Here is a 24,713-nt window from a genome sequence, read left to right as displayed (position 1 = left end):
AGTGGCAACTGAACAAATGAAAATGCCTCAGCTTGGTGAAAGTGTAACAGAAGGAACCATTAGCAAATGGCTCGTTTCACCTGGCGATCATGTGAATAAATACGATCCGATTGCGGAAGTCATGACAGATAAAGTAAATGCAGAGGTTCCGTCATCCTTTACAGGAACAATCACTAAACTAGCGGCTGCAGAAGGTGATACACTTCAAGTAGGAGAAGTGTTTTGTGAAATTGAAGTAGAAGGCAGTGCGCAGCAGAGTGCGAAAATAGAAGAGGCGCCTGCGCAAGATGAAGCACCAGAACCTGACCAAACAAATGTGGATCAGAGTCAAAAGAAACGATACTCTCCGGCAGTCCTGCGTTTAGCAGATGAACACGGAATTGATTTAACGGCTGTTCGAGGAACGGGAGCTGGCGGCAGAATCACAAGAAAAGATTTGCTGAAGCTTATCGAAAGTGGAGGTGTAAAAGAAGCGGCAGCACCTGTGAGTGAAGGTACGGGTCAAACAGAACCTGCAAAGCCGTCACAAGCAAAAGCGGCTCCTTCCATCTCTTCAATGCCTGGAGATGTTGAACTGCCGGTCACGCCGATTAGACAGGCGATTGCCGCAAACATGCTAAGAAGCAAGCATGAAATTCCACATGCCTGGACGATGATGGAAGTGGATGTGACAAACCTTGTGACAAGAAGAAATCAGCTAAAAGATCAATTCAAAGCAAAAGAAGGCTTTAATTTGACGTTTTTTGCATTCTTTGTCAAAGCAGTGGCTCAGGCCTTAAAGGAATTCCCTGAAATGAACAGCATGTGGGCTGGTGATAAAATTGTTCAAAAGAAAGCGATCAATGTCTCCATTGCTGTTGCGACAGATGACGCTCTTTTTGTCCCAGTGATCAAAGATGCGGATGAGAAAACGATTAAGGGAATCGCCAAAGAAATTCATGAACTTGCTTTCAAGGTCAGACAAGGCAAACTGAAGCAAAGTGACATGGAAGGCGGCACTTTCACTGTGAACAACACAGGATCATTTGGTTCGGTTCAATCAATGGGGATTATTAACTATCCGCAAGCAGCCATTCTACAAGTAGAATCTATTGTAAAGCGCCCGATGATTGTTAATGGTATGATTGCCGCAAGAGATATGGTGAATCTTTGTCTTTCATTAGATCATAGAGTACTCGATGGTCTTGTATGCGGTAGATTCCTGCAAAGAATCAAACAAATTCTTGAAGGCATTGACGAAGAGACGTCCGTCTATTAAGCTCATTTATATGTCCCCTTCTCACAATGAGAGGGGGATTTCCATATCAATCAGAAAGGAGCGATGAGATGTCTGGACTAGATTTTTTTGCTTTTCTTACGATCGGTCTGATGTTTATCACAGCCATTGCGTTCGCTTTTCTTCGGTATATTTCCAAATCACGCAATCATCCTGAACGCTTACTGCTCATCATATCGATCGTTTCAATCATTCAAATCGCCTATTGCTTGTTGATGATAGGAGGATTTAAAGGAGTCGCCAATAGTTTATTAGGCATTTCCCTTCTGATAGGTACACTGCTAGGGTATGCACTTGAATATTTATACAGACGCTATATCAAAAAAACGCCCGCATCGAAATGATGCAGGCGCTTTTTTATTCTGGTGGAACAATAAAGGTCAAATGCTGTTTTAATACTTCAAGGGAAGAAGGAGCGGTCATGTATACTTCACCATCTGTATCTGCATCCATTTCCTCTTTAGTATGAATATGAATGCGGGATGCTTGTATAAGAGACAGGTCACCTTTAAAATCTTCTAGCTCTTCGCGATTCATTGAAAAAATCTCTTTTAAAGCAGAGAAACTCGTATTTCTGCAAATTAAAATTTCGGCTTTTCCATCATCAATTGAAGCATTTGGCAGATCTATTTTATTTGTACCGATAAAGTGCCCATTCATGACAAGGACAATCACAGCTTCTTCTTCCCAGTTTTCCTCTTCGGTTTCAATGCGTACGTAGAAAGGTTCTGTCTGCTGAAGGGTTCGAAGAGCGCTCGTGAAGTAGCTGATTTTTCCGAGGACAGCTTTTTCTTTATCATTAATATTGTTTGAGGTATCTGCGATGAGACCAATCCCCCAAAAATTTAAAAGGTATCGATCCTCTGCTTTGATTAAATCGACCTTTTTTTCAGTGCCATCTATCACCATTTGAGCGGCCTTTGGCATCTGCTGGGGGATGCCCAGCGTTCTAGAAAAGTCATTGCACGTCCCGCCAGGTAAGATCGCTACAGTCGGCCTTTTTTCTAAACCGCCAATTCCATTCATACATTCATGGACGGTTCCGTCTCCGCCTAGTATCATCAGCAATTCAACCGACTCATCCATCTCACGGCAGAAATGATAGGCATCATTCGGCTGTTTTGTAGGCTTAAGGATGAGTTCATCAATATGTAAAGAAAGAAGAGGCACTGTTTGACCTAGTGTTTTTTCCATGTTTTTTTGTCCAGCATTTCCGTTATAAATGAGTATTGCTTTTTTGAATTGTGCCATCACGCAGTTCTCCCTTTCATCACTTTACTATCACTTTTCCCCAATTCCACAGGTCATAAACGACGTTTGAAAAAAGTGAAGGGAGCGAAACAAGACATTTGCCCGCCGGCGTTTTCCTTGATATGATGTAGTTAAAATGGTTTGGTACGTAGAAGGAGTGGACGGTTATGAATATTGATTTTAATTTATTTATGAATGATATTGTGAAACAAGCACGAGAAGAGATTAAACAGGCAGGTTATACGGAACTGACTACAGCTGAAGAAGTCGATGAAGCACTGACGAAAAAAGGAACGACACTTGTCATGGTGAATTCAGTGTGCGGCTGTGCAGGCGGTATTGCTAGACCAGCGGCTGGTTATTCTGTTCATTACGATAAGCGTCCAGATCAATTGCTCACAGTGTTTGCTGGACAGGACAAAGAAGCAACCGCAAGAGCACGTGAATACTTTGAAGGCTTCCCGCCATCTTCACCATCATTTGCTCTATTAAAAGACGGGAAAATCATTAAAATGGTCGAACGTCACGAAATCGAAGGACATGAACCGATGGAAGTGGTGTCAAAACTTCAAGCCGCTTTCGATGAGTATTGCGAAGAAGTGTAACATGTTACTTTTGAATGAATCATTTAGAGGCAGTCCGGTCTTTTGATCGGTCTGTTTTTTTGTTTTATATGACATACGAATCAAAATAATTTTAGCAAAATACTATTGCATATCAAAAATAAAGTGTTTAAAATACACTATAGTGAATAAATATTCAAATCTACTCATGATTTTAAATACTAGGAGGCATTATCATATGAAAAAGTGGTTATTATTACTTATGACAGCTGGTCTTGCAGCTGCACTAGCAGCATGCGGAACTTCTTCTAATAATTCAAACGCATCAGGAGACGACAAAACACTCATTATGGCGACTTCAGCAGATTATCCGCCATTTGAATCAAAAGACGGTGATAAAATTATCGGTTTTGATGTCGACCTTGCTACAGCTCTAGCGAAAAAGAACGGCTATAAGCTAGAAATTCAAGATATGGACTTTGCAAGCCTCGTGTCAGCTCTTAAAACAAATAAAGCTGATATTGTGCTTGCAGGCATGACACCTACTGAAAAGCGTAAAAAACAAGTTGATTTCTCAGATGTTTACTACAATGCTGAAAACTTGGTTGTATCAAAAAAATCTAGCGGTATAAAAACAGAGAAAGATTTAAAAGACAAAACGGTTGGCGTTCAATTAGGTTCTATCCAGCAAGATGAAGCAAACGGATTGCAAAAGAAATATAACTTAACGGTTGAAGATCGTAATAAAATCTCTGATATCATTCAAGAAATTAAAGCAGGCCGTTTTGATGCAGCCATTATTGAAGATAAAGTAGCGGCTGGCTACTTGAAGAAGGAAAAAGATTTCCAAGCATTTGGATTGAATAGCTCAAACGAAGGTTCAGCCATTGCGTTCAAAAAAAATAGCGACTTAACAGCGAAATTCAATAAATCATTAAAAGAAATGAAGGATAATGGCGAACTTGATAAACTCATTAAAAAATGGTTTGCTGATGAAAAGTAAGTCAGGAAAAGGATCAGCGTCATTCATGAAAATCAAGTAGAAAGCGCTGAAAAGTTCAACATGTGTTGAACTTTTTTCCTGTTTATTCTTTGATTTTATCTGAAGGAAAAAAAGGAGAATATCATGATGGATTTTAAAGATGTAATACCTCAGATGCCCTTTATTTTAGAAGGTCTTAAAGTAACGCTTTCTATTGTTGTGGTATCACTGTTCCTTGGTTTTATTTTAGGAATCTTATTAACGCTCTGTAAAATTAGTGTATTTAAGCCGCTTATCTGGCTAGCCGATTTTTATACGTCAATCTTCCGAGGCACACCGCTTGTGCTTCAGCTTTTGATTATTTATTTTGGTCTTCCCCAGCTGCTCGGCTTTCAAATTGATCAATACTGGGCAGCTGTAGCCGCCTTTTCACTAAACTCGGCGGCGTACGTATCTGAAATCATTCGTGCGGGTATTAATGCCATTGATAAAGGGCAAAAAGAAGCAGCCGTTGCTTTAGGTATCCCGTATGCTAAAATGATGAAGGACTTATTGCTTCCGCAAGCATTCAAAAATATTTCACCAGCACTTGTGAACGAAACGATTACACTGACAAAAGAATCAGCGATTGTCACAGTCATTGGACTGGGCGATGTCATGAGACGAGCTTATCAAGCAGGTGCCGTCACCTATAACTATCTTGAACCGCTTATTTTTGCGGGTCTCATCTATTATGTCATCGTGCTTATTCTTACCTTCGTCGGCAAATCGGTGGAAAGGAAGTTAAAATCAAATGATTAAAATAGAGAAACTCACAAAATCTTTCGGTAAAAATGAAGTGTTGAAAGGGATTGATACCACGATTAAAGAAGGCGAAGTGGTAGCTGTCATCGGGCCGTCTGGTTCAGGAAAATCAACATTTCTTCGCTGTATTAACTTACTTGAAAAACCGACTTCTGGAGTGATTACGATTCAGGGGACGGAAATTACCAATCCAAAAACAAATGCACTAAAAGTGCGCGAGAATATTGGTATGGTGTTTCAACATTTTCACTTATTCCCGCACAAAACAGTGCTAGAAAATATTACGTATGCGCCAATGAATGTGAAGAACCAATCGAAGGAAGACAGCATCAAGCAGGCAGAGGATCTTTTAAAAAAGGTAGGACTTTTAGAGAAAAAAGATGATTATCCGAACCGGCTGTCAGGTGGTCAAAAGCAGCGTGTCGCCATTGCACGTGCCCTTGCGATGACACCAGACATCATGCTTTTTGACGAGCCGACGTCTGCTCTTGATCCAGAAATGGTAAAGGAAGTATTAGAGGTCATGAAAGAGCTCGCTCAATCTGGGATGACGCTGATGATCGTCACACATGAAATGGGCTTTGCAAAAGAAGTGGCAGACCGTGTGATCTTTATGGATGATGGGAAAATTGTAGAGGATGCAAATCCTGTAGAATTCTTTGAATCTCCGTCTTCACAGCGTGCTCAAGATTTCTTGCAAAAAATATTATAATGAAAAAAACGAGGGGGAGACTTAACATCTCCTTCTTTTTTTGATTATAATGGGGAAAGTAAAAAAAGTTCATCATTTCACAAAAGTAGACAGAAAAGAGTGAATCACATCATGTTTAAAATCGGCTACCGAACGCTGAAAACAGCATTAGGAACAGCTCTAGCCATTTACATTGCACAAATGCTCGGTCTGCAAAACTATTCAGCTGCCGGCATTATTACGATCCTTTGTATTCAGGTGACGAAAAAAAGGTCACTCCTCGCATCTGGGGCCCGCTTTGCCGCATGCAGTCTTGCCATCTTATTTTCTTATTTGTTTTTTGATCTAATTGGGTATCACCCTTTCGTCATTGGACTGATGCTGCTCGTCTTTATTCCAACAACGGTCTTGCTTCGGATTAAAGAAGGGATTGTCACAAGTTCAGTGATTATCCTTCATTTGTATATGTCTGGAGGCATTACGCTTCATCTCATCTGGAATGAGCTTTTACTCATCACCATTGGTGTAGGGGTCGCACTCATTATGAATCTGTATATGCCTAGCGTTGATAAAAAGCTGAAACAATACAGTGAACAAATTGAAGCGAATTTTGCGAAAATCTTTGAAGAAATCGAGCAATATTTAATGACCGGAAAACAAGATTGGACAGGAAAAGAAATACCTGAGACGCATCAATTGATTAAAGAAGCGAAAGCTCTTGCATACCGTGATGTTGAAAATCATGTCTTAAGACATGAAAATCTGTATTATCATTATTTCAATATGAGACAAAAGCAATTTGAAATCATTGAGCGGGTGCTTCCGAAAATTACGTCCATATCTGTTACAACGGAGCATGGGCAAATCATTGCAGAATATATTAGAGATTTACGAGAACATATTCACCCAGGGAACACGGCACATAAGTTCTTAAGACGCCTGATTGATATGAAAGAAGAGTTTGAGGCACTGCCGCTTCCACAAACACGTGAAGAATTTGAAGCTAGAGCCGCACTCTTTCATTTCCTCGGGGAAATGGAACAATATTTGGTGTTGAAAAGTTATTTTAAAGGGATGAAAGAATAAAGACGCATGAGTTCCTCCTTCATTGGTCAATCTAATGAAAAAGGAGGAGCCTATGCGTCTTTTATTTTATACTGTGCTGACCATGTCCCTTTCACCCATCTGGCCGCTCGGGCAAAACCCGCTTCCAGGAGATCCGTATGTCATTATTAATAAACAAACGAACGAGCTTGCGTATATTGATCATGGGAAAATTCAAAAAGTCTACCCGGCTTCTACTGGCAAAACAGCTGATTTAACGCCAGAAGGTGAATTTACGATTATGATCAAAGCGAAAGATCCTTATTACAGAAGAAAAAATATTGAAGGCGGCGCGAAGAATAATCCACTCGGCCGAAGGTGGATTGGATTTGATGCGCGAGGAACCGACGGGAGAACCTATGGCATTCATGGAACAAGTGATGAGACATCGATAGGGAAATTTATTACGGCAGGCTGTGTACGTCTTCATAATCAAGATGTAGAACGGCTATTTGATCAGATTCCAGTTGGTACAAAGGTATGGATCACGACATCAAGCGATGCATTTGAGAAACTGGCCAAAGACAAACAGGCCATTCGTTAAAAAACGAATCACCTGCTTGTCTGCTTTTTTATCAACACTTTATAAAAAGGCTGCCGCTCCTGCTAAAAGTGAAGAAATTAACAGTAAGCTAATCATGAGCAATACCATAAATTTCATGAATTTCTGAGACATATCGCACCCCTATAATCAAATGTTTTTGCGACGAGCGCACCTTTCTTTATTCTAGCTCGTTTTTACGCAGGCGACAAGTGATGTACAAAGGAAGTGAACGGATGAATCAAATCGATCATATAGCCATTGCCGTTTTTTCTATTCAAAAAACAGCACGTACGTTCTCCAATCTGTTTAACTGGGAATTTTCAGACATAGAAGTACTTCCGAACCAAGGGGGCAAAGTATCTTTTGCTTCCCTAGGTGATCTGCACATTGAGTTGATTGAACCGATGTCGGATCACAGCACATTACATACCTTTTTAATGAAAAGAGGAGAGGGGCTTCATCATATTGCATTAAAGTCAGGTGGCATTCAGGCTGATCTCAGTCAACTTGACGAGCTCGGTGTACAGCTCATTCAAAAGGGCGCACAAAATGGTGCGAACGGAAAGCGCATTGCGTTTATTTCACCAAAAGAAACGTCAGGTGTGCTAATTGAATTGTGTGAACCTTTGAAAGGAGAGAAACAGGAAGATGCATGAATCGTTCAATGGCTTATCTGAATGGCGTCAGAAAGCTTTAAGGGGCGGCGGTGAAAAACGAGCAGCGGCTCACCGAAACAAAGGAAAGCTGACTGTTCGGCAGCGGCTTCATGAACTTCTTGATGAAGGCAGCTTTATGGAAATTCAGTCATTTGCTAAAGGCTGCCGCTCAGAACATTTAGGGGATGGCGTTGTCACTGGGACGGGACTGATTCATGGGAGACAAGTAGGCGTTTATGCACAAGATGCGACCGTGTACGGGGGTTCGCTAGGGGACATTCATGCGAAAAAAATAGCGGCTTTAATGGATTTGGCTGCTAAAAATCAAATGCCTGTTATCGGTCTAAAAGACTCAGGTGGTGCGAGAATTCAAGAGGGTGTGGTATCATTAGAGGGATACGGTCAGATTTTTAAACGGAATGTGCTGTACTCTGGTCAAATTCCGCAAATATCCGTTATTTTAGGCTCCTGTGCGGGAGGTGCAGTATATTCACCTGCATTGACGGATTTTGTATTCATGACGGAGCAAACAGCTCATATGTTTTTAACTGGTCCGAAAGTGATAGAAAAAGCAACAGGAGAGACGGTCTGTCCTGACCGGCTTGGAGGTGCAGCAGTTCAGCATCAAACAAGCGGGAATGTGCACTATACAGGGAAAGATGAGAGAGACGTGTTAAAAGCAGTTAGAACGCTTTTAACGTACATACCAACGAAACGACGGCCTGTCATTCATCGTAAGGTGCAAAAGCATGATGCGAGCGATCTTGGGAACATCTTGCCAAAGGAGCCATCACGTACTTATGATGTCAAACAAGTGGTGACAGCGATCACCGACCACGGCTCATTTTTTGAAACGCAGCGTTGTTTCTCCAAAAATATCGTCACAGGTTTTGCCAGATTACAAGGGTCTTCCATTGGTCTTGTAGCCAATCAGCCTAAGGTGCTGGCAGGAAGCCTTGACCTCGATGCTGCTGATAAAGCGGCTCGGTTTATTCGATTTTGCGATGCATTTCATATTCCCATTTTAACCCTTGTGGACGTTCCTGGTTTTTTGCCAGGTGAGAAAGCTGAGCATGCAGGCATTATCCGCCACGGCGCAAAGCTTCTGTATGCGTACGCTGAGGCGACCGTTCCAAAGATCACTGTGATTTTGCGAAAGGCGTTTGGCGGTGCATACGTTGCGATGAATAGTAAGGGCTTAGGTGCTGACTTTGTGTATGCATGGCCAGAGGCAGAAATTGATGTCATGGGAAAATCGTTTGCAGACGAAATTGTTCATCCTGCTTTGCGTGAGGTGGACAATGAAGCTAGTGTCATGAAGGCAGCACAATTAGGATTAATCGACGATATTTTAATGCCAGATGAAACGAGAGAGCGGCTCATTCGCTCATTTGACCTGCTTCGCAGTAAGGAAGAAGATAGACCGTTAAAAAAGCATGGAAACATGCCGCTATAAGAGGAGGAACATCATCATGATCAATGAGAAACGCTTATTAGACGAATTTTTAGAACTTGTTCAAATCGATTCAGAAACGAAACATGAAGAAAAAATTGTTGAAGTCCTAAAAGAGAAATTTACTGGTTTAGGGCTTAATGTAGTTGAAGATGATTCAAAAGAGACAACCGGCCATGGAGCAGGCAATCTTATATGCACACTTGAAGGGAATCAAGAGGCAGATACGATTTATTTTACTTCTCATATGGATACAGTTGTACCAGGTAATGGTGTTAAGCCAGTCATTGAAGACGGCTATGTCAAGACAGATGGCACAACCATTCTTGGTGCTGACGATAAAACAGGGCTTGCCGCGATGTTTGAAGCGATCCGTGTCCTAAAAGAGAAAAATGTACCGCATGGCAAGATTGAATTTGTCATTACAGCTGGTGAAGAATCAGGACTTGTAGGAGCAAAAGCGTTAGATCCGAAACTGATGACAGCAAAATATGGTTATGCCCTTGATTCAGATGGCAAGGTCGGTACCATTATCGTGGCTGCGCCAACACAGGCGAAAGTACGTGCAACCATTTACGGAAAAACAGCTCACGCAGGCGTGGCACCTGAAAAAGGCGTCTCTGCGATTACGATTGCATCAAAAGCGATCGCGAGCATGCCGCTTGGCCGTATTGATGAAGAAACAACGGCGAATATCGGCCGCTTTGAAGGCGGAACACAAACGAATATTGTCTGTGATCAAGTGGATATTTTGGCAGAGGCACGTTCTTTAGAACCGGCAAAAATGGAAGCGCAAGTAGCGAAAATGAAAGAAGCCTTTGAAAAAACCGCTAAAGAAATGGGCGGAAGTGCCGATGTACAAATTGACATCATGTATCCAGGCTTTAAATTCTCACACGGCGATCAAGTCGTTGAAGTGGCGAAAAAAGCGGCTGCGAAAATTGGCCGTCCTTCAGAACTACAGACAAGCGGGGGAGGCAGTGATGCAAACGTCATTGCTGGAAACGGCATCCCGACCGTCAACCTAGCTGTTGGATATGAAGATATTCATACGAAAAATGAAAAAATGCCGATTGAAGAATTAGTCAAGACAGCTGAAATGGTTCTCGCCATTATCGAAGAAACGACAAATCCATCGTAAAGGCAGGAGACTCTGTGAGCACGCAAAAGATCATTATTTTCCAGGTGGGACAAGAGGATTTTGGTATCAGCGTAGAACATATACGCTCAATTGAGAAGGTCCCTTATTTACAAGAAGTATCGAACCTTCCAAAAGAGATTAAAGGACTCATGTCGTTAAGAGGAGAGGTCATTCCAGTCAGTGACACAGGTGTCATGCTGCACGGAAAACCTCTGGATGTAACCGAACAGTCTAAGGTTCTACTATTTGAATTAAACGATCAAATGATTGGCTGCCTTGTTTCTGATGCAAAAGATATCATTGATATCGAGCTAAGTGAGATCAAGCCATTTCATATGAACACAAAAGCATCTGAATATTTCTTCGGCGTCGTTGAGAGAGAGAACAAGATGATTTTACAAGTGGACCCTAATAAGTTTCTAGGGAAAATCGAGGATCTGGATCAATTGCCTGAGCGATTGAAAGAGGAATTGGCATAAACAAAGGCCCCTTATCCATGGATAAGGGGTCATTTTGTGTGCCGGAGCTCACGCATCTTTTATTTGTTGCGCTCTACAGAAGACAAATAAAGCCTCCTTACCATGTTCGGGTAAGGGGGCTATCATTTATTCAGCTGCTGGGTTAATTGAATCGTTTGCCGCAGCTTTTGTTTTTGATTTTTGGTACATCACATTTAATATAATCGTTTGAATGGTGAGTAAAAGTCCGCTTGTCATCCAATATAAAGGAAGAGCAGCGGGAGCATTAATTGATAGAAACAGCATCATGACTGGGAAAATCATGCCCATGATTTTTGCTTGTTTCAGTGCGGCTTCTGTTTGGGTGCCTGATTGCTTTGCGAATTTTTGTGTGACATAAAATTGCAAGAAATACATGGCCCCTGCAAAGATCGCCACTAAAAGATCAGTTTGTCCTAAGTTAAACCATAAGAACGAATGCGTCGCAATCTCAGGTGTTGAGCGGATTGCAGAGTAAAAGCCAAGAACAATTGGGATTTGAATCAGCATCGGCAGACAGCCCATTGCCAGCGGGTTCACATTGTTGTCTTTATATACTTTCATCATTTCCATTTGCAGTTCTTTTTGTTTTTCAGGTTCTTTTGTTTTTTTCAATTTGCTTTGTATTTGGTCAATCTGAGGCTTAACGAGTGCCATTTTCTCTTGCATCACTCTCTGCTTTTTAAATTGGTTTGCAAAAAGCGGGAAAATAAGCAGCCGGACAATCAATGTCACGAACATAATAGATAAACCGTAGTCATCATGGAAAAAGTTCGCAAGCCAGATAATCAACTCAGAAAAAGGCTGAACAAAATAATGATGGAAAAACCCATCAGAGCTTGTATTTGTTTGCGCACTTGCAGCAAATGCCGGTGACGCTACCATCATCAAAAATAAAGTCGTACAAATAGTCAATAAACGTTTCAATTCGTTTCCTCCTCAATAATAAAATCTAATAAGTGAGAGGAAGCGAATGGTCTTCATCATCATTTGATGATCTTTTCATTCGAATGACTTTACTAATCCAAGTTGTAATGCGATCATATATGATAAACAGAAAGTCTGTTCGATTCAAACAAGATGCATCCAACTCTTCTAAACGATGTCCTCCGAGGTGCTCGTTCATTCGGCAGTCTTTTAATAAGAAAGCAACACCGATGGCGGTCAGCGCTGGAAGAATAATCGTAAAGAATTCAACAAGGAAAAAGACTTCATTGAATGTATCAATAATCATGATTATCACATCCATTTCATTACTCACAGTGTACTATACACCATATGAAATGTCTAATGGAACAAACAGGTGAGATCACGGTGAAGTGAAGGAAAGTAGATCACCTAAGGAGGCAAGCGAATGGCTGATTCTCAAAAGAAGGGGCGAATCATTTTTCATATTGATATGAATAGTTTTTATGCATCGGTAGAAATGGCGTATGATCCTTCTTTGAGAGGGAAACCTTTAGCCATTAGCGGAAATGCAAAAGAACGCAAAGGGATAGTTGTGACCTGCAGCTACGAGGCAAGAGCACTCGGGGTGAAGCCGCCGATGCCACTCTGGGAAGCGAAGCGGCTATGTCCGGGACTGATTGTGCGTACACCCAACTTCGACCGGTACCGCAGCTCCTCACAAGAAATGTTTACCATACTAAGAGAATATAGTGACTTAGTTGAACCCGTTTCAATTGATGAAGGCTATATTGATTTAACCGATACACCTTATGCTGAGCATGCCGTGAAAACCGCTCATGATATTCAAACGAGGCTCGTAGAAGAGCTCATGCTTCCTTCGAGTATTGGCATTGCACCAAATAAATTTCTAGCGAAGATGGCATCTAATTGGAAAAAGCCAATGGGCATTACCATTTTGCGTAAACGAGATGTCCCGACAATGCTCTGGCCGCTCCCTGCAGGTGACATGCATGGGGTTGGACAGAAAACGGCAGATAAGCTGAAAACCATCGGAATTCATACAATTGAAGATTTAGCGAAAGCGAATGAATATGCGCTAAAAGAGTTATTAGGCATCAATGGACCGAGGTTAAAGCAAAAGGCAAACGGAGAGCATGACGGCATTGTCGACCCAGAAAGAATATACGAATTTAAATCTGTCGGCAATTCTTCCACTCTTCCTCACGATTCTGATGATACAGATGAACTCGTTTCATTAATAGAGAAACTGTCGCAATCGGTGAGTGCCAGATTACGAAGAAAAGAAGTGATGGCAAACCGGCTGCTCATTATGATTCGGTATGCAAGCTGGAAAAATATCACACGGAGCGTCACACTCACGAATCCAACTGATCGAAAGGAAGATCTATTTGAGGCGGCAAAGCAGCTATTCCTAAAGCATTGGAATGACCAGCCTGTAAGACTTTTAGGTGTGACGGGGACCGATCTTGTGGAACGAAAATCAGCCGTCAAGCAACTTGATTTATTCTCTTATACAGAAGATGCAAAAGACGAACCGCTCCAATCTCTTTTAGACGGACTGAAAGAAAAATACGGTAAACCACTCATTCAAAGAGGAGTGACCATTAAGGAAAAAGAGAGCAAAACAAGTGGTACAAGTTTTAATAAAGACTTTTTTCAGGACGAAAGAGGAAATGACTAGCCTGAAAACTTGATAAAAGAGGTGATGTTGTGGTAATTTCAAAGGGTACATCATTTCAGCAGTAATCAATATAGTGTGTTAGAAGGGACGTCAGAATTATGTCAAAACAACAAATCGGTGTCGTTGGACTAGCCGTTATGGGGAAAAACCTTGCCCTAAATATTGAAAGCCGCGGTTTCTCCGTGTCCGTTTATAACAGATCTAGCAGCAAAACAGAAGAGTTTCTTCAAGAATCACAAGGGAAAAACGTTGTAGGCACATACAGCATTGAAGAATTTGTTCAATCGCTTGAAACGCCGCGTAAAATTCTTTTAATGGTAAAAGCGGGTGCAGCAACAGATGCAACCATTCAATCATTACTGCCTCACCTAGAGAAAGGTGACATTTTAATTGATGGTGGAAATACATATTACAAGGATACACAAAGACGTAACCAAGAGCTTGCGGAAAGTGGTATTCACTTCATTGGTACAGGTGTTTCTGGCGGTGAAGAAGGCGCACTTAAAGGTCCTTCTATCATGCCTGGCGGTCAAAAAGAAGCGCACGAGCTAGTGAAACCAATTTTAGAAGCCATCTCTGCGAAAGTAGATGGTGAGCCTTGTACAACGTATATCGGTCCAGATGGAGCAGGACATTATGTCAAAATGGTTCATAACGGTATCGAGTACGGAGACATGCAATTGATCTCTGAATCATACTTTATCTTGAAGCATGTCGCTGGTTTATCAGCAGGGGAGCTTCATGAAGTATTCTCAGAGTGGAATAAAGGCGAACTTGACAGCTACTTAATCGAAATCACAGCTGACATTTTCACAAAAGTGGATGAGGAAACGAACCAGCCGCTAGTAGATGTCATCTTAGATAAAGCTGGCCAAAAAGGAACTGGAAAATGGACAAGCCAAAGCTCACTTGATTTAGGTGTCCCGCTTCCAATCATTACGGAGTCTGTTTTCGCTCGTTTTATTTCTGCGATGAAAGATGAGCGTGTGGAAGCAAGTCAATTAATTCAAGGGCCTGAGCCAACTCAATCAGCTGAAGATAAACAAGCATTAATCGAAGCTGTTAGAAAAGCTCTCTTCATGAGTAAAATCTGCTCATATGCACAAGGTTTTGCGCAAATGAAAGCAGCATCTGATGAGTATAACTGGGATTTGAAATACGGTGAAATTGCGATGATCTTCCGCGGTGGATGTATCATTCGTGCAGCCTTCCTGCAGCAAATCAAAGAAGCATATGACCGTAACCCTGAATTGAAAAACCTATTGCTTGATCCTTACTTCAAGGATATCGTAGAAAGCTATCAATCATCACTTCGTAAAGTGATTTCACTTGCAGTAGAACAAGGTGTTCCTGTTCCTTCATTCTCAAGTGCACTTGCTTACTTTGATAGCTATCGTACAGCTGTCCTTCCAGCTAACTTAATTCAAGCACAGCGTGACTACTTCGGCGCACATACGTATGAGCGTACAGATAAAGAAGGCGTCTTCCATACTGAATGGATGAAATAAGTATAAAACCTCAAAAGACCTTACCTTGGTAAGGTCTTAGATTGTTGACAAAGGGCTAAAATGAACTTGATTTTAGCCCTTTGTCTTCTTTTTAGCGTGATAGAAAATCTTTGCAGGCTAGGAAGGCCGAGTACTGGAGCGAAGCGAATTTGACATTCGTGAGCACCAGCACGCAGGACTGACACCGAATGCGAGGGTTTGTCTACACGCTGTGACCTTACCTTTGGTAAGGTCTTTTTTGTGTTTACATCTATTCGGCTAAAAATCCGAAAAAGAGGGATGCTAAGTAAAAAAGAACAGAAAGTAGGGATAGAAGTGGGCATTTTATATGCACTTCTCCCAGCGATATTTTGGGGAAGTATTGTTCTCATCAGTGTCAAACTTGGCGGGAATGCCTATCAGCAAACACTCGGCATTACCCTCGGCGCTTTTTTGTTTTCAATCGGCGCCTATTTGATCAAAATGCCGGAACTGACACCGCTTATTTTTGCGGTTTCCGTTATCTCTGGGATCTTTTGGAGTATAGGGCAAATGAATCAGCTTTCAAGTGTCGCCTTTCTAGGGGTGTCAAAGGCTGTTCCTTTATCAACGGGTATGCAGCTTGTGAGCACGACATTATTTGGTGTCATTGTCTTCAAAGAATGGCAAACCATGACGGTCATACTTATTGGTTCTTGTGCCATTTTATTTATTATTGCTGGCGTTGTCATGACATCCCTCGGTCAAAAAAAGAGTGGCGGAAACGAAGGCGGCAATTTTAAAAAGGGAATTATCATTTTGCTCATCTCAACCGTAGGCTACGTCGGATACGTCGTCATTTTAAGATGGTTTCATATAGATGGCTGGTCTGCGCTCGTTCCGCAATCTGTCGGCATGCTGCTTTCATCGTTAGCGATTAGTCTAAAGCAAGACCCGTTTAGCAAATATACGTTCAGAAATATCATTGCTGGTCTTGTGTGGTCGACAGGAAATCTAGGACTTCTTTTGGCGATTCCACTCATTGGCGTAGCAGTAAGTTTTTCCATGTCTCAAACAGGAATTGTCATCTCGACTTTAGGCGGTATTTATTTATTAAAAGAGAAAGCATCAAAAACAAGCTTTGTCATTGCAGGCTGCTTGATGATTATCGCAGGCGGTGTGCTACTAGGTTTTACAAAATAGGAGGTTTAAGCGAATGTATCCAGATTTGGAAGGGAAAACAGTTCTCATCACAGGAGCAGGTACAGGGATAGGTCAGGCGATGGCACGCCGGTTTGGACAAGAAAAAGCCAATGTAGTGATCAATTATTTCTCAGATAAAGAAAACCCGGACGACACGATTGCTGAGATTCAAAAAAGTGGCGGACAGGCTGTCAAAATTCAAGGGGATGTTTCAAAAGAAGAGGATATGAAGGCGATGATTGATCAAGCTGTCAATACATATGGCAGTCTTGATGTCATGATCAATAATGCAGGAATTGAAAATGAAGTTCCTTCAACTGAAATGACGCTAGATAACTGGAACAAAGTGATGTCCACCAATTTAACAGGTATGTTTTTAGGGTGCCGTGATGCATTAAAGTATATGACAGAACACGGGATCGAGGGGTCGATTATTAATATGTCGTCGGTCCATCAGCAAATTCCGTGGCCTCATTTTGTCCATTATGCAGCAAGTAAAGGAGGCGCCAAGCTTTTGACGGAAACGCTGGCACTAGAATATGCGCCTAAAAAAATTCGTGTAAACAGCATTGCACCAGGCGCAATTGATACCCCGATCAATGCCGAAAAATTTGATGATCCAGCATTGAAAAAGGGCGTCATTGAGCTGATACCAATTGGTTATATCGGAAAACCGGAAGAAGTGGCAGCATGTGCTGTCTGGCTTGCATCAAAAGAGGCGAGCTATGTGACAGGGTTGACGTTATATGTAGACGGCGGTATGACCAAGTACCCTGGATTCCAAGCAGGAAAAGGATAATCGTGATGATCACGGGCTGGGCCCAGAGGATAACACAACACCAAATTATGATCTAGTATGTGCATGTGAAGACTAGTGAAAAGCGTGTGTATAAACATTCACACGCTTTTATCCGTTTATACGCCCTATTCAAATATGTTCGTTTCTTTTACAGGCCTTACACAAATTTTGATTGCAAAGATATGAATAGATTCGTAAAGTAGCAGCAAAAGACGTTTACCTATCCATGAAATTGAGTGGGAATAGCATCTGTTTCCATCTCGGGGCAGTTACTTCTCATGATTTATGGGTTTTTGAATGAGCTAAGTCATTAGCACTTATTTTAACAAAGTTCTCAAAGACTGTCTTCTGAAGAAGAAGCTACTTTATGGTTCATTCGGAGAGTATTTTTTAAAAGAAAAGGGGTCTCGTTCATATCTGGATGAGATCTCTTTTGTTCTGAAAGCTTGATGTGAGTATTGATACGGTCATTTATAAAATAAAATACATACATATAAAATTAAATGTCTAGACATTTAAAATAAAAATATATAATATTAACTGGAAGCGCTTTTATTACAACAATGGGGTGAGAGAAATGAAACGTATTTTATTAGCATGCAGTTCAGGTATGTCTACGAGTTTACTAGTCACAAAGATGAAAGCACATGCTGAGTCTATAGGGGAGGAAGCAGAGATTTGGGCAGTCGGACAAGACCAAGCGAGAAAAGAAATGGCACATGCCGATGTTGTATTAATTGGACCGCAAATGAGCTTTTTAAAAGGGGATCTTCAAAAAGAAGCTCAAAAATATGGGATTGAAGTAGAGGTCATCGATATGCAGGCGTATGGGCTAGCAGATGGTCAAAAAGCGTATGAACAAGCGGTTTCATTGATGGGGGAATCTTAAAGGATGGAAAAGAAAACGCTCGAAGGACTCACGGAAGAACAAATCAGTTTTCAATTGATCTTACACAGCGGAAATGCACGAAGCAAATTGCTTCAATCTCTTAAACAATTTAGAGAAGGTCATGAAACAGTAGCATCTGACCTTCTCAAAGAAGCGGAAGATGATTTGCGGAATGCACATGATATCCATTTTCAAATGGTACAGCAAGAGGCAAGCGGAGAAACGATTTCATTCTCCTTGCTGCTCATGCATGCCGAAGATCATTTCATGTCAACGATGACAATAAAAGAGCTTGTGGGAGAGCTCTTACCGATATTGCAATCACTGAAACAATAAAGGGTGTAAACAAGGGGGGGAAACCAATGTTTGATAAAATAAGTGCGATTTTGGTTCCGGTTGCTGGGAGATTGAACAACAATCGCTATCTAGGGGTATTAAGGGATGCCTTTATGCTTGCGTTCCCATTAACAATTTTTGGTTCCATCATGGTCGTATTAATGAATTTGCCATTTTTAGATAAGATCATGAGTCAAACAGCACTGGAAGGTGTTCAGTCTGCACTAAATATTGCACCTAGTGCGACCATCAGCATTATGAGTGTGTTTGTTGTATTTGGGATTGGCTACTATTTATCGAAAAGCTATGATGTGGAAGCTGTCTTTGGCGGTGTGATCGCTTTAGCCTCTTTCCTGCTCCTTACGCCATTTTTACTAGAACAAGAGGGCGGTGCATCCATTGCAGGCGTCATCCCAGTCGATCGTTTAGGCGCAAAGGGAATGTTCCTTGGAATGATCACAGGCTTTTTGTCAGCTGAAATTTATCGCTATTTTGTCCAAAAGAAATTTGTCATCAATATGCCGCAAGGGGTTCCGCCAGCTGTTTCTAAGTCTTTTGCTGCACTTATCCCGGCTACTTTGACACTTACAACCTTTTTACTGATCAATATCATCATTACACAAGGGTTCAAAACCAACATGCATGACTTGATTTACAATGCGATTCAGGCGCCGCTTGTCGGACTTGGGAGCGGTATCATTCCGACCTTGATCGCTATTTTCTTTATACAAATTCTTTGGTTCTTTGGGCTCCACGGCCAAATTATTATCAACTCTGTCATGGACCCGATTTGGAATACATTGTCCATTCAAAATCTAGAAAGCTACACAAAAACAGGTGAGGTTCCGAACATCATCAGCAAGCAGTTTATCGAAATCTATACAGTGGGTATGGGTGGAACCGGTATGACGCTAGCTGTTGTGTTTACGATTTTAATCTTTCTTAAAAGTAAGCAATTGAAACAAGTAGCAAAGCTCGGCTTAGGACCAGGTTTATTTAACGTCAATGAACCCATTATCTTCGGTTTACCGATTGTGATGAACCCGCTTATTCTCATTCCATGGATTTTGGCGCCAATGGTGATTACTTGTATTTCTTATTTTGCGATGGCCGCAGGTATTGTGCCGCCTCCGACAGGCGTGAATATTCCTTGGACAGTCCCGATCTTTATTAGCGGAGTCATGGCAACAAATTCATTAGCGGGCGGTCTGCTTCAGCTGTTTAATTTAATGATTGTGTTTGTCATTTGGTTCCCGTTCCTAAAATTTATTGATCGTATGAATGTGAAAAATGAAAAAATAGTCACGACAGAAAAAACGAAACAAACAAACATCAAAGGTGAAGGAGACTCAATACATGTCGATGGAAACTAACAGTCAATCATATACATTTCCAGAAGGTTTCTGGTGGGGATCTTCTGCCTCTGCTACGCAAACAGAAGGCAGTTATCCAGGAGATGGAAAGGGACCGAACATTTGGGATCACTGGTTTGAAAAAGAGCCGAATCGTTTTTTTCAGGGCGTCGGTCCAGGTGTAACCTCGCAATTTTATCGTAAATACAAAGAGGATATCCGCCTCATGAAGGAGATTGGGCACAACTCGTTTCGTCTATCTATTTCATGGTCACGCCTTTTACCTGAGGGAAAAGGGGCTGTTAATGAAGAAGCTGTGGCTTTTTACAATGATGTGATCAATGAACTGATAGCCAGTGACATTGAACCGTTTGTGAACTTGTATCATTTTGATATGCCAATGGCGTTGCAGGAGACGGGAGGATGGGTAAACAGGCAGGTTGTAGACGATTATGTCAGCTATGCGACATTGTGTTTTCAGCTATTTGGCGACCGGGTGAAAAAATGGTTTACCCATAACGAGCCGATTGTCCCTGTAGAGGGTGGATATATGTATAGCTTCCATTATCCAAACGAAGTTGATTTCCAAAAGGCAGTGCAAGTTGGATTTCATGAGATTTTATCAAATGCTAAGGCCATTGCGGCTTATAAAGAGATGAAGCAGGATGGGAAAATAGGCATTATCTTGAACCTTACTCCTTCGTATCCGCGAAGCCAGAATCCGCGGGATGTCGAAGCAGCTGAGATGGCTGACGTCTTCTTTAACCGGTCCTTCCTAGATCCAGCAGTGAAAGGACATTTCCCTGAAAAGCTAGTGGACGTGTTAAAGAAAGAAGGATTGATGCCGGCTATGGAGGAAGGAGACCTTGAACTCATTCAAGAGAACACGATCGACCTTCTCGGCATCAACTATTATCAGCCAAGAAGAGTGAAAGCAAAGGAACATATGCCTCACCCTGATGCACCATTTATGCCAGATCATTATTTCGATTCTTTTGAAATGCCGGGCAGAAAAATGAATGTGTACCGCGGCTGGGAAATCTATGAAAAGGGTATTTACGATATATTGAAAAAAGTCCAGACAGACTATGGGAATATTGAATGCTTTATTTCTGAAAATGGAATGGGTGTCGAAGGAGAAGAGCGGTTTCAGGATGAAGAAGGAATGATTCATGACGATTACCGCATTGATTTTATTTCTGAGCATCTTAAATGGGTGCATCAAGCCATTCAAGAAGGAAGTCATGTAAAAGGCTATCATCTGTGGACGTTTATGGATAATTGGTCATGGTCGAATGCCTATAAAAATCGCTATGGATTTGTCTCAGTGGACCTTGAGGAAGACGGGAAACGTACCATCAAAAAAAGTGGCTATTGGTTTCAATCGGTTTCAGAGAATAATGGTTTCTAATCAAGATACTTGCTCTTTCCTTGAAAAGGGCAAGTATTTTTCTTATGTAAAGATGAAAGGGGTGAAATGAAAGTGGCTCGAACCTTTTAAGCGCACTAGGCTTAGTGTAGAATGAGAGGAAGGCTAGAAAGCGCTATAATAGGATATGAAAAAACAAGTCAGTTGGTGGTGTGAGATGACAAAGTACGAACTCATTTCAGAAGAAATTAGAAAAAGAATAGGAACAGCATATTATCCAGAAGATCAACCCATTCCAGATGAAAACTCGCTTGCCGCTGAATTTAAATGCAGCAGAATGACGATGAAGCGTGCGCTCGATCTTTTAGTGGCGGAAGGTCTGCTCTTTAGAAAAAGAGGTCATGGCACATTTATTGTGAAGGCAGCACTAAATCAAGGTGCGATCAACGTATCAGGTCATGAAAATAAAGGGTTCACGAAAGTGATGGCAGATAAAAACGTGACGAGCCAAATCATTCGCTTTGATGTGCATTTTCCAAGTGAAGAGGTGGCAGCTCATTTATCCATTGACTCAAGCACACCCGTCTATGACATTATTCGGCTCCGTTTGGTAGAAGAAGAGCCATATGTATTAGAAAAAACCTTTATGCCTGTCAATGTCATTAAGGGAATAGATGAAGAGGTTTTATTGGGTTCCATCTATAGCTACATTACAAACACACTGCAATTAAAAGTAGCAGGAGCGCACAAAAAAATTAGAGCGGCTAAATCAGATCAGCTTGATCAGCAATATTTAGGCTGTGACCCTACGGATCCGGTGCTAGAAGTGGAGCAGGTGGCTTATTTAAACACAGGCCGGCCGTTTGAATATTCCTTTAGCCATCATCGCTATGATAAATTTGATTTTTCAACAGTTGAAATTACGAAAACACGACTTTAAAAAAAGAGCAGAACCCCCTCAATCGGGAGACTGCTCTTTTTTGTTGATTTTATATATTCCACCAGTGATATCCATCTTTTTCAAGAAGCTGATCTGCTTCTTTTGGTCCCATAGAACCAGCAGGATAATTTGGTTTTAACGTTTTGGTTTCAGCCCATTTTTCTGAAATTGGATCAACAAAGTTCCAAGACAGTGCTACTTCATCCCAGTGGGCAAAGTTTGTTGCGTCACCTAGCAAACAGTCATGAATTAGCTTTTCATACGCTTCTGGTGTATTCATGATGTCGTTGTAATTTGTTTGATAGTCAAGCTTAATTGGTTTAGCATACGTTCCGCCATCAAGCTTGCGAGCATTCAGGTGAAGGGTGATGCCTTCGTCTGGCTGAATGTGAATCACAAGTAAGTTTGGATGCATGGAATTCCCGTTTCCGTAGTACAGGTTCATCGGAATGTCTTTAAATTGAACGACGATTTGAGTGGATTTCTTTTCTAGACGTTTTCCTGTACGAATGTAAAATGGTACCCCTGCCCATCTAAAGTTATCGATGAGAAGTTTCCCTGCAACGAATGTTTCTGTGTTGGAGTTTGGGTCCACATTTTGCTCTTCAAGATAGGAAGGAACCATATTGCCATCAATCGTTCCTGCATCATACTGTCCGCGGACAAAGAATTGATCCACTTCATCTTTCGAGAATGGACGAAGCGCACGCAATGCTTTCCGTTTTTCGCTACGGATTTCCTCTGTATTGAGCTTAATCGGTGGCTCCATGGCTAGTAGTGCAACCATTTGAAGCATATGGTTTTGTACCATATCTCTCAGTGCACCAGAACTCTCGTAATATCTCGCACGGTCTTCGACACCTAATGATTCACTCGATGTGATTTGAATGTTTGAAATATAGCGGTTTGTCCAAAGCGGTTCAAAGATCGCATTCGCAAAACGAATTACCTCAATGTTTTGCACCATCTGTTTACCAAGATAGTGGTCAATACGATAAATTTGATCCTCTGTAAATGCATCTCGGATCTCTTCATTTAATGTTTTGGCACTAGGCAGGTCATGACCAAACGGTTTTTCAATGACAAGTCGAGACCATCCAGTCGTTTCTGATACGCCTTCACTTTTTAAAAACTTCGCAATGGTTCCGAAGAATTCTGGTGCCATCGCTAAATAGAACATCCGGTTATTCGGGATACTGTATGTATCTTCAAGACCAGAAAGAAGCGTGTTCAGTGCTTGATAGGAAGCAGGGCTTGAGACATCAAAATCATGGTAATAGAAATGAGAAATAAATTCCTCTGCTTTTGCTTCTGCATCATCAGAAGAGACCGATTCTTTTACCACAGCTCTTAGGTCTTCATGAGACCAAGGACGACGTCCAACACCTACAACGGCGAATTGATCTCCAAGCTTTCCGCTATGATAAAGTCTATGTATAGAAGGGTAGAGCTTGCGTTTTGCAAGGTCTCCTGTTGCGCCAAAAATGACAATGACTGCTTTTGGATAGTTAGTTTCTGTATTCACGAAAAGTACCTCACTTTATTCGTAGCATTGTTGTAAAAACCGAGAATGTATGTACATTTTCTTTATTTTAAAGGTTCATTGTTCGTAAAGCAAACATTTGATTCGACTTTTTCTGCCCGAGTTTGACTTTTTTCAAAAATTCCGCTGAATTCACATTTATCCTGTCTTCATGTATTCTATATGAATGAAGAGATTGTATACCGGCTGTAGGAGGAAATCGTAATGGAACTGCTCTTTTTAGGAACAGGTGCAGGCATTCCTGCAAAAACAAGAAACGTCACTTGCACTGCGCTGAAGCTTTTAGAAGAGAGAAAAGCCGTGTGGCTTTTTGATTGCGGAGAAGCGACGCAGCATCAAATATTACATACAACGATTAAACCAAGAAAAATTGAGAAGATCTTTATCACGCATATGCACGGTGATCATGTATATGGTCTCCCGGGTCTGCTTGGCAGCAGGTCCTTTCAAGGCGGAGAGGATGAATTGACGATATATGGTCCAAGCGGCATTAAAGCTTTTGTAAACGCGGCACTTTCAGCGACACAAACGCATTTGACTTATCCGCTGCATATCATAGAAATAGAGGAAGGGATCGTTTTTGAAGATGAGACCTTTCAAGTAGAAGCAAGACGAGTGTCTCATGGGATCCCAGCTTACGGTTATCGGGTCGTGGAAAAAGATGTACCTGGTGCACTAAAAGCCGAAGACCTAAAAAAAATCGGTGTAAAACCTGGACCTTTGTATCAGAAGTTGAAAAATGGGGAAACCGTTACACTCGAAGATGGAAGAATGATTGATGGAACCGATTATTTGGAACCCCCTAAAAAAGGGAGAATCGTTGCATTTTCAGGAGATACCCGTTTGTGCGAGAATATAACAAGGCTTGCCAAGAATGCGGATGTGTTAGTCCATGAAGCAACATTTGGGAAAGAAGATGCAGAACTAGCCTATAATTATTATCACAGTACGACAGAACAGGCAGCAAAAACAGCGCAGGAAGCAGGCGCAAAAAGACTGATTTTGACCCATATTAGTGCAAGGTACCAAGGGGAAGAGTCACTGAAACAATTACTCAAAGAAGCCCGCGATATATTCCCGCTGACTGAAGCTGCACATGATTTCTTTTCTTTTCCTATTGACCGTACCCTGTAAAAATTGGATGAATCGTCAAAAAAAGTTGTGTGATTTTTTTGATATTTATGATGACGCTCTTTTTCAGGTAGTGGTAAAATGGTGAAGAAAAAACAAATGACGAATTACA

The 24,713-nt window shown here is 41.4% G+C and carries 27 protein-coding genes; 22 read left to right on the top strand and 5 right to left on the bottom strand.

What is annotated here, in order from left to right:
* Position 1: 1 nt before the first annotated feature.
* Together M2353_RS11295 and M2353_RS11290 are read left to right on the top strand one after the other, a co-directional pair.
* Positions 2-1,258: a dihydrolipoamide acetyltransferase family protein gene (locus M2353_RS11295; protein WP_284725426.1), complete on the top strand. Its 1,257-nt coding sequence runs from the start codon at positions 2-4 to the stop codon at positions 1,256-1,258.
* Between the two features lie 68 nt (positions 1,259-1,326).
* On the top strand, positions 1,327-1,620 hold the full coding sequence (locus M2353_RS11290; RefSeq protein WP_008342236.1) for a YesK family protein: 294 nt from the start codon (positions 1,327-1,329) through the stop codon (positions 1,618-1,620).
* 13 nt (positions 1,621-1,633) lie between these two features.
* On the opposite strand, the gene M2353_RS11285 is transcribed toward M2353_RS11290, so the two are convergent.
* Positions 1,634-2,527 (bottom strand): YegS/Rv2252/BmrU family lipid kinase, encoded by an 894-nt coding sequence (locus M2353_RS11285; protein ID WP_243173101.1) that lies wholly within the window; start codon positions 2,525-2,527, stop codon positions 1,634-1,636.
* Positions 2,528-2,694: 167 nt separating this feature from the next.
* On the opposite strand from M2353_RS11285, the gene M2353_RS11280 reads away from it, so the two are divergent.
* From M2353_RS11280 to M2353_RS11255, 6 genes are all read left to right on the top strand, one after another.
* The gene (locus M2353_RS11280) at positions 2,695-3,132 is read left to right on the top strand and encodes a BrxA/BrxB family bacilliredoxin (RefSeq protein WP_007501138.1); all 438 of its coding nucleotides are present in this window, start codon (positions 2,695-2,697) and stop codon (positions 3,130-3,132) included.
* 196 nt (positions 3,133-3,328) lie between these two features.
* Complete coding sequence (locus tag M2353_RS11275) at positions 3,329-4,093, top strand: transporter substrate-binding domain-containing protein (RefSeq protein WP_008342238.1); 765 nt, start codon at positions 3,329-3,331, stop codon at positions 4,091-4,093.
* 126 nt (positions 4,094-4,219) lie between these two features.
* Positions 4,220-4,873: an arginine ABC transporter permease ArtQ gene (artQ, locus tag M2353_RS11270; protein WP_008342239.1), complete on the top strand. Its 654-nt coding sequence runs from the start codon at positions 4,220-4,222 to the stop codon at positions 4,871-4,873.
* A complete protein-coding gene (artM, locus tag M2353_RS11265; protein WP_008342240.1) occupies positions 4,866-5,588 on the top strand; it encodes an arginine ABC transporter ATP-binding protein ArtM in 723 nt (240 codons plus the stop codon). The genes artQ and artM overlap by 8 nt, the downstream gene beginning before the upstream one ends.
* A 111-nt stretch (positions 5,589-5,699) precedes the next feature.
* A complete protein-coding gene (locus tag M2353_RS11260; protein WP_073413982.1) occupies positions 5,700-6,653 on the top strand; it encodes an aromatic acid exporter family protein in 954 nt (317 codons plus the stop codon).
* A 52-nt stretch (positions 6,654-6,705) separates the two neighbouring features.
* Positions 6,706-7,215 carry a L,D-transpeptidase gene (locus M2353_RS11255; protein ID WP_047945447.1) on the top strand — a complete coding sequence of 170 codons (510 nt, stop codon included), beginning with the start codon at positions 6,706-6,708 and terminating at the stop codon, positions 7,213-7,215.
* Positions 7,216-7,254: 39 nt separating this feature from the next.
* Here M2353_RS11255 and prli42 read toward each other — a convergent pair whose 3' ends face one another.
* On the bottom strand, positions 7,255-7,347 hold the full coding sequence (gene prli42 / locus M2353_RS11250) for a stressosome-associated protein Prli42 (protein ID WP_017357951.1): 93 nt from the start codon (positions 7,345-7,347) through the stop codon (positions 7,255-7,257).
* Positions 7,348-7,448: 101 nt separating this feature from the next.
* Between prli42 and mce the strand changes: the two genes are divergently transcribed.
* From mce to M2353_RS11230, 4 genes are read left to right on the top strand one after another with little or no spacing between them, the layout of a single operon-like run.
* Positions 7,449-7,871 (top strand): methylmalonyl-CoA epimerase, encoded by a 423-nt coding sequence (gene mce, locus M2353_RS11245; protein ID WP_284725425.1) that lies wholly within the window; start codon positions 7,449-7,451, stop codon positions 7,869-7,871.
* The gene (locus tag M2353_RS11240; RefSeq protein ID WP_284725424.1) at positions 7,864-9,327 is read left to right on the top strand and encodes an acyl-CoA carboxylase subunit beta; all 1,464 of its coding nucleotides are present in this window, start codon (positions 7,864-7,866) and stop codon (positions 9,325-9,327) included. Before mce ends, M2353_RS11240 begins: the two co-directional genes overlap by 8 nt.
* Positions 9,328-9,343: 16 nt before the next feature.
* Positions 9,344-10,465 carry a tripeptidase T gene (locus M2353_RS11235; RefSeq protein ID WP_035390776.1) on the top strand — a complete coding sequence of 374 codons (1,122 nt, stop codon included), beginning with the start codon at positions 9,344-9,346 and terminating at the stop codon, positions 10,463-10,465.
* 14 nt (positions 10,466-10,479) lie between these two features.
* Positions 10,480-10,944 carry a chemotaxis protein CheW gene (locus tag M2353_RS11230; RefSeq protein ID WP_008342245.1) on the top strand — a complete coding sequence of 155 codons (465 nt, stop codon included), beginning with the start codon at positions 10,480-10,482 and terminating at the stop codon, positions 10,942-10,944.
* A gap of 126 nt (positions 10,945-11,070) precedes the next feature.
* On the opposite strand, the gene M2353_RS11225 is transcribed toward M2353_RS11230, so the two are convergent.
* On the bottom strand, positions 11,071-11,889 hold the full coding sequence (locus tag M2353_RS11225; RefSeq protein ID WP_007501121.1) for a membrane protein insertase YidC: 819 nt from the start codon (positions 11,887-11,889) through the stop codon (positions 11,071-11,073).
* Positions 11,890-11,914: 25 nt separating this feature from the next.
* Entirely contained in the window at positions 11,915-12,196 is a 282-nt protein-coding gene (locus M2353_RS11220; protein ID WP_284725423.1) for a hypothetical protein, read from the bottom strand.
* A 120-nt stretch (positions 12,197-12,316) separates the two neighbouring features.
* On the opposite strand from M2353_RS11220, the gene M2353_RS11215 reads away from it, so the two are divergent.
* The 9 genes from M2353_RS11215 (at position 12,317) to M2353_RS11175 (ending at position 21,927) form a co-directional block, all read left to right on the top strand.
* A complete protein-coding gene (locus M2353_RS11215; RefSeq protein WP_007501120.1) occupies positions 12,317-13,573 on the top strand; it encodes a DNA polymerase IV in 1,257 nt (418 codons plus the stop codon).
* Positions 13,574-13,671: 98 nt separating this feature from the next.
* Positions 13,672-15,081 carry an NADP-dependent phosphogluconate dehydrogenase gene (gene gndA / locus M2353_RS11210; protein ID WP_025207592.1) on the top strand — a complete coding sequence of 470 codons (1,410 nt, stop codon included), beginning with the start codon at positions 13,672-13,674 and terminating at the stop codon, positions 15,079-15,081.
* 315 nt (positions 15,082-15,396) lie between these two features.
* A complete protein-coding gene (locus M2353_RS11205; RefSeq protein WP_024718904.1) occupies positions 15,397-16,242 on the top strand; it encodes a GRP family sugar transporter in 846 nt (281 codons plus the stop codon).
* Between the two features lie 13 nt (positions 16,243-16,255).
* Positions 16,256-17,041: a glucose 1-dehydrogenase gene (locus tag M2353_RS11200; RefSeq protein ID WP_041091776.1), complete on the top strand. Its 786-nt coding sequence runs from the start codon at positions 16,256-16,258 to the stop codon at positions 17,039-17,041.
* A 577-nt stretch (positions 17,042-17,618) separates the two neighbouring features.
* Positions 17,619-17,930 (top strand): PTS sugar transporter subunit IIB, encoded by a 312-nt coding sequence (locus M2353_RS11195; RefSeq protein WP_008342261.1) that lies wholly within the window; start codon positions 17,619-17,621, stop codon positions 17,928-17,930.
* A gap of 3 nt (positions 17,931-17,933) precedes the next feature.
* Positions 17,934-18,266: a PTS sugar transporter subunit IIA gene (locus M2353_RS11190; protein ID WP_017357943.1), complete on the top strand. Its 333-nt coding sequence runs from the start codon at positions 17,934-17,936 to the stop codon at positions 18,264-18,266.
* 26 nt (positions 18,267-18,292) lie between these two features.
* Positions 18,293-19,639, top strand: a complete 1,347-nt coding sequence (gene celB / locus M2353_RS11185) for a PTS cellobiose transporter subunit IIC (RefSeq protein WP_284725422.1) — start codon at positions 18,293-18,295, stop codon at positions 19,637-19,639.
* Positions 19,623-21,029 carry a glycoside hydrolase family 1 protein gene (locus M2353_RS11180; protein ID WP_284725421.1) on the top strand — a complete coding sequence of 469 codons (1,407 nt, stop codon included), beginning with the start codon at positions 19,623-19,625 and terminating at the stop codon, positions 21,027-21,029. The genes celB and M2353_RS11180 overlap by 17 nt, the downstream gene beginning before the upstream one ends.
* A 175-nt stretch (positions 21,030-21,204) precedes the next feature.
* On the top strand, positions 21,205-21,927 hold the full coding sequence (locus M2353_RS11175) for a GntR family transcriptional regulator (protein ID WP_008342268.1): 723 nt from the start codon (positions 21,205-21,207) through the stop codon (positions 21,925-21,927).
* Positions 21,928-21,976: 49 nt separating this feature from the next.
* Here M2353_RS11175 and zwf read toward each other — a convergent pair whose 3' ends face one another.
* Positions 21,977-23,452, bottom strand: a complete 1,476-nt coding sequence (gene zwf / locus M2353_RS11170) for a glucose-6-phosphate dehydrogenase (RefSeq protein ID WP_008342269.1) — start codon at positions 23,450-23,452, stop codon at positions 21,977-21,979.
* 222 nt (positions 23,453-23,674) lie between these two features.
* On the opposite strand from zwf, the gene rnz reads away from it, so the two are divergent.
* Positions 23,675-24,604: a ribonuclease Z gene (rnz, locus tag M2353_RS11165; RefSeq protein ID WP_039165882.1), complete on the top strand. Its 930-nt coding sequence runs from the start codon at positions 23,675-23,677 to the stop codon at positions 24,602-24,604.
* Positions 24,605-24,713 lie beyond the last annotated feature (109 nt).

Source organism: Bacillus aerius, assembly GCF_029894105.1.
Lineage (GTDB): Bacteria > Bacillota > Bacilli > Bacillales > Bacillaceae > Bacillus > Bacillus altitudinis.
Note: the sequence above shows the minus strand (reverse complement) of the source record. Positions and strands in the feature narration are given on the sequence as shown.

What these genes read in the sequence shown, in the direction of transcription:
- M2353_RS11190 (WP_017357943.1), top strand. Translation starts at nt 17,934, where the DNA reads ATGGAAAAGAAAACGCTCGAAGGACTCACGGAAGAACAAATCAGTTTT.
- artQ (WP_008342239.1), top strand. Translation starts at nt 4,220, where the DNA reads ATGGATTTTAAAGATGTAATACCTCAGATGCCCTTTATTTTAGAAGGT.
- artM (WP_008342240.1), top strand. Translation starts at nt 4,866, where the DNA reads ATGATTAAAATAGAGAAACTCACAAAATCTTTCGGTAAAAATGAAGTG.
- M2353_RS11255 (WP_047945447.1), top strand. Translation starts at nt 6,706, where the DNA reads ATGCGTCTTTTATTTTATACTGTGCTGACCATGTCCCTTTCACCCATC.
- M2353_RS11215 (WP_007501120.1), top strand. Translation starts at nt 12,317, where the DNA reads ATGGCTGATTCTCAAAAGAAGGGGCGAATCATTTTTCATATTGATATG.
- celB (WP_284725422.1), top strand. Translation starts at nt 18,293, where the DNA reads ATGTTTGATAAAATAAGTGCGATTTTGGTTCCGGTTGCTGGGAGATTG.
- M2353_RS11200 (WP_041091776.1), top strand. Translation starts at nt 16,256, where the DNA reads ATGTATCCAGATTTGGAAGGGAAAACAGTTCTCATCACAGGAGCAGGT.
- M2353_RS11290 (WP_008342236.1), top strand. Translation starts at nt 1,327, where the DNA reads ATGTCTGGACTAGATTTTTTTGCTTTTCTTACGATCGGTCTGATGTTT.
- prli42 (WP_017357951.1), bottom strand. Translation starts at nt 7,347, where the DNA reads ATGTCTCAGAAATTCATGAAATTTATGGTATTGCTCATGATTAGCTTA.
- M2353_RS11260 (WP_073413982.1), top strand. Translation starts at nt 5,700, where the DNA reads ATGTTTAAAATCGGCTACCGAACGCTGAAAACAGCATTAGGAACAGCT.
- M2353_RS11280 (WP_007501138.1), top strand. Translation starts at nt 2,695, where the DNA reads ATGAATATTGATTTTAATTTATTTATGAATGATATTGTGAAACAAGCA.
- M2353_RS11220 (WP_284725423.1), bottom strand. Translation starts at nt 12,196, where the DNA reads ATGATTATTGATACATTCAATGAAGTCTTTTTCCTTGTTGAATTCTTT.
- M2353_RS11180 (WP_284725421.1), top strand. Translation starts at nt 19,623, where the DNA reads ATGTCGATGGAAACTAACAGTCAATCATATACATTTCCAGAAGGTTTC.
- M2353_RS11275 (WP_008342238.1), top strand. Translation starts at nt 3,329, where the DNA reads ATGAAAAAGTGGTTATTATTACTTATGACAGCTGGTCTTGCAGCTGCA.
- M2353_RS11285 (WP_243173101.1), bottom strand. Translation starts at nt 2,527, where the DNA reads ATGGCACAATTCAAAAAAGCAATACTCATTTATAACGGAAATGCTGGA.
- rnz (WP_039165882.1), top strand. Translation starts at nt 23,675, where the DNA reads ATGGAACTGCTCTTTTTAGGAACAGGTGCAGGCATTCCTGCAAAAACA.
- M2353_RS11175 (WP_008342268.1), top strand. Translation starts at nt 21,205, where the DNA reads ATGACAAAGTACGAACTCATTTCAGAAGAAATTAGAAAAAGAATAGGA.
- M2353_RS11195 (WP_008342261.1), top strand. Translation starts at nt 17,619, where the DNA reads ATGAAACGTATTTTATTAGCATGCAGTTCAGGTATGTCTACGAGTTTA.
- gndA (WP_025207592.1), top strand. Translation starts at nt 13,672, where the DNA reads ATGTCAAAACAACAAATCGGTGTCGTTGGACTAGCCGTTATGGGGAAA.
- M2353_RS11235 (WP_035390776.1), top strand. Translation starts at nt 9,344, where the DNA reads ATGATCAATGAGAAACGCTTATTAGACGAATTTTTAGAACTTGTTCAA.
- mce (WP_284725425.1), top strand. Translation starts at nt 7,449, where the DNA reads ATGAATCAAATCGATCATATAGCCATTGCCGTTTTTTCTATTCAAAAA.
- M2353_RS11240 (WP_284725424.1), top strand. Translation starts at nt 7,864, where the DNA reads ATGCATGAATCGTTCAATGGCTTATCTGAATGGCGTCAGAAAGCTTTA.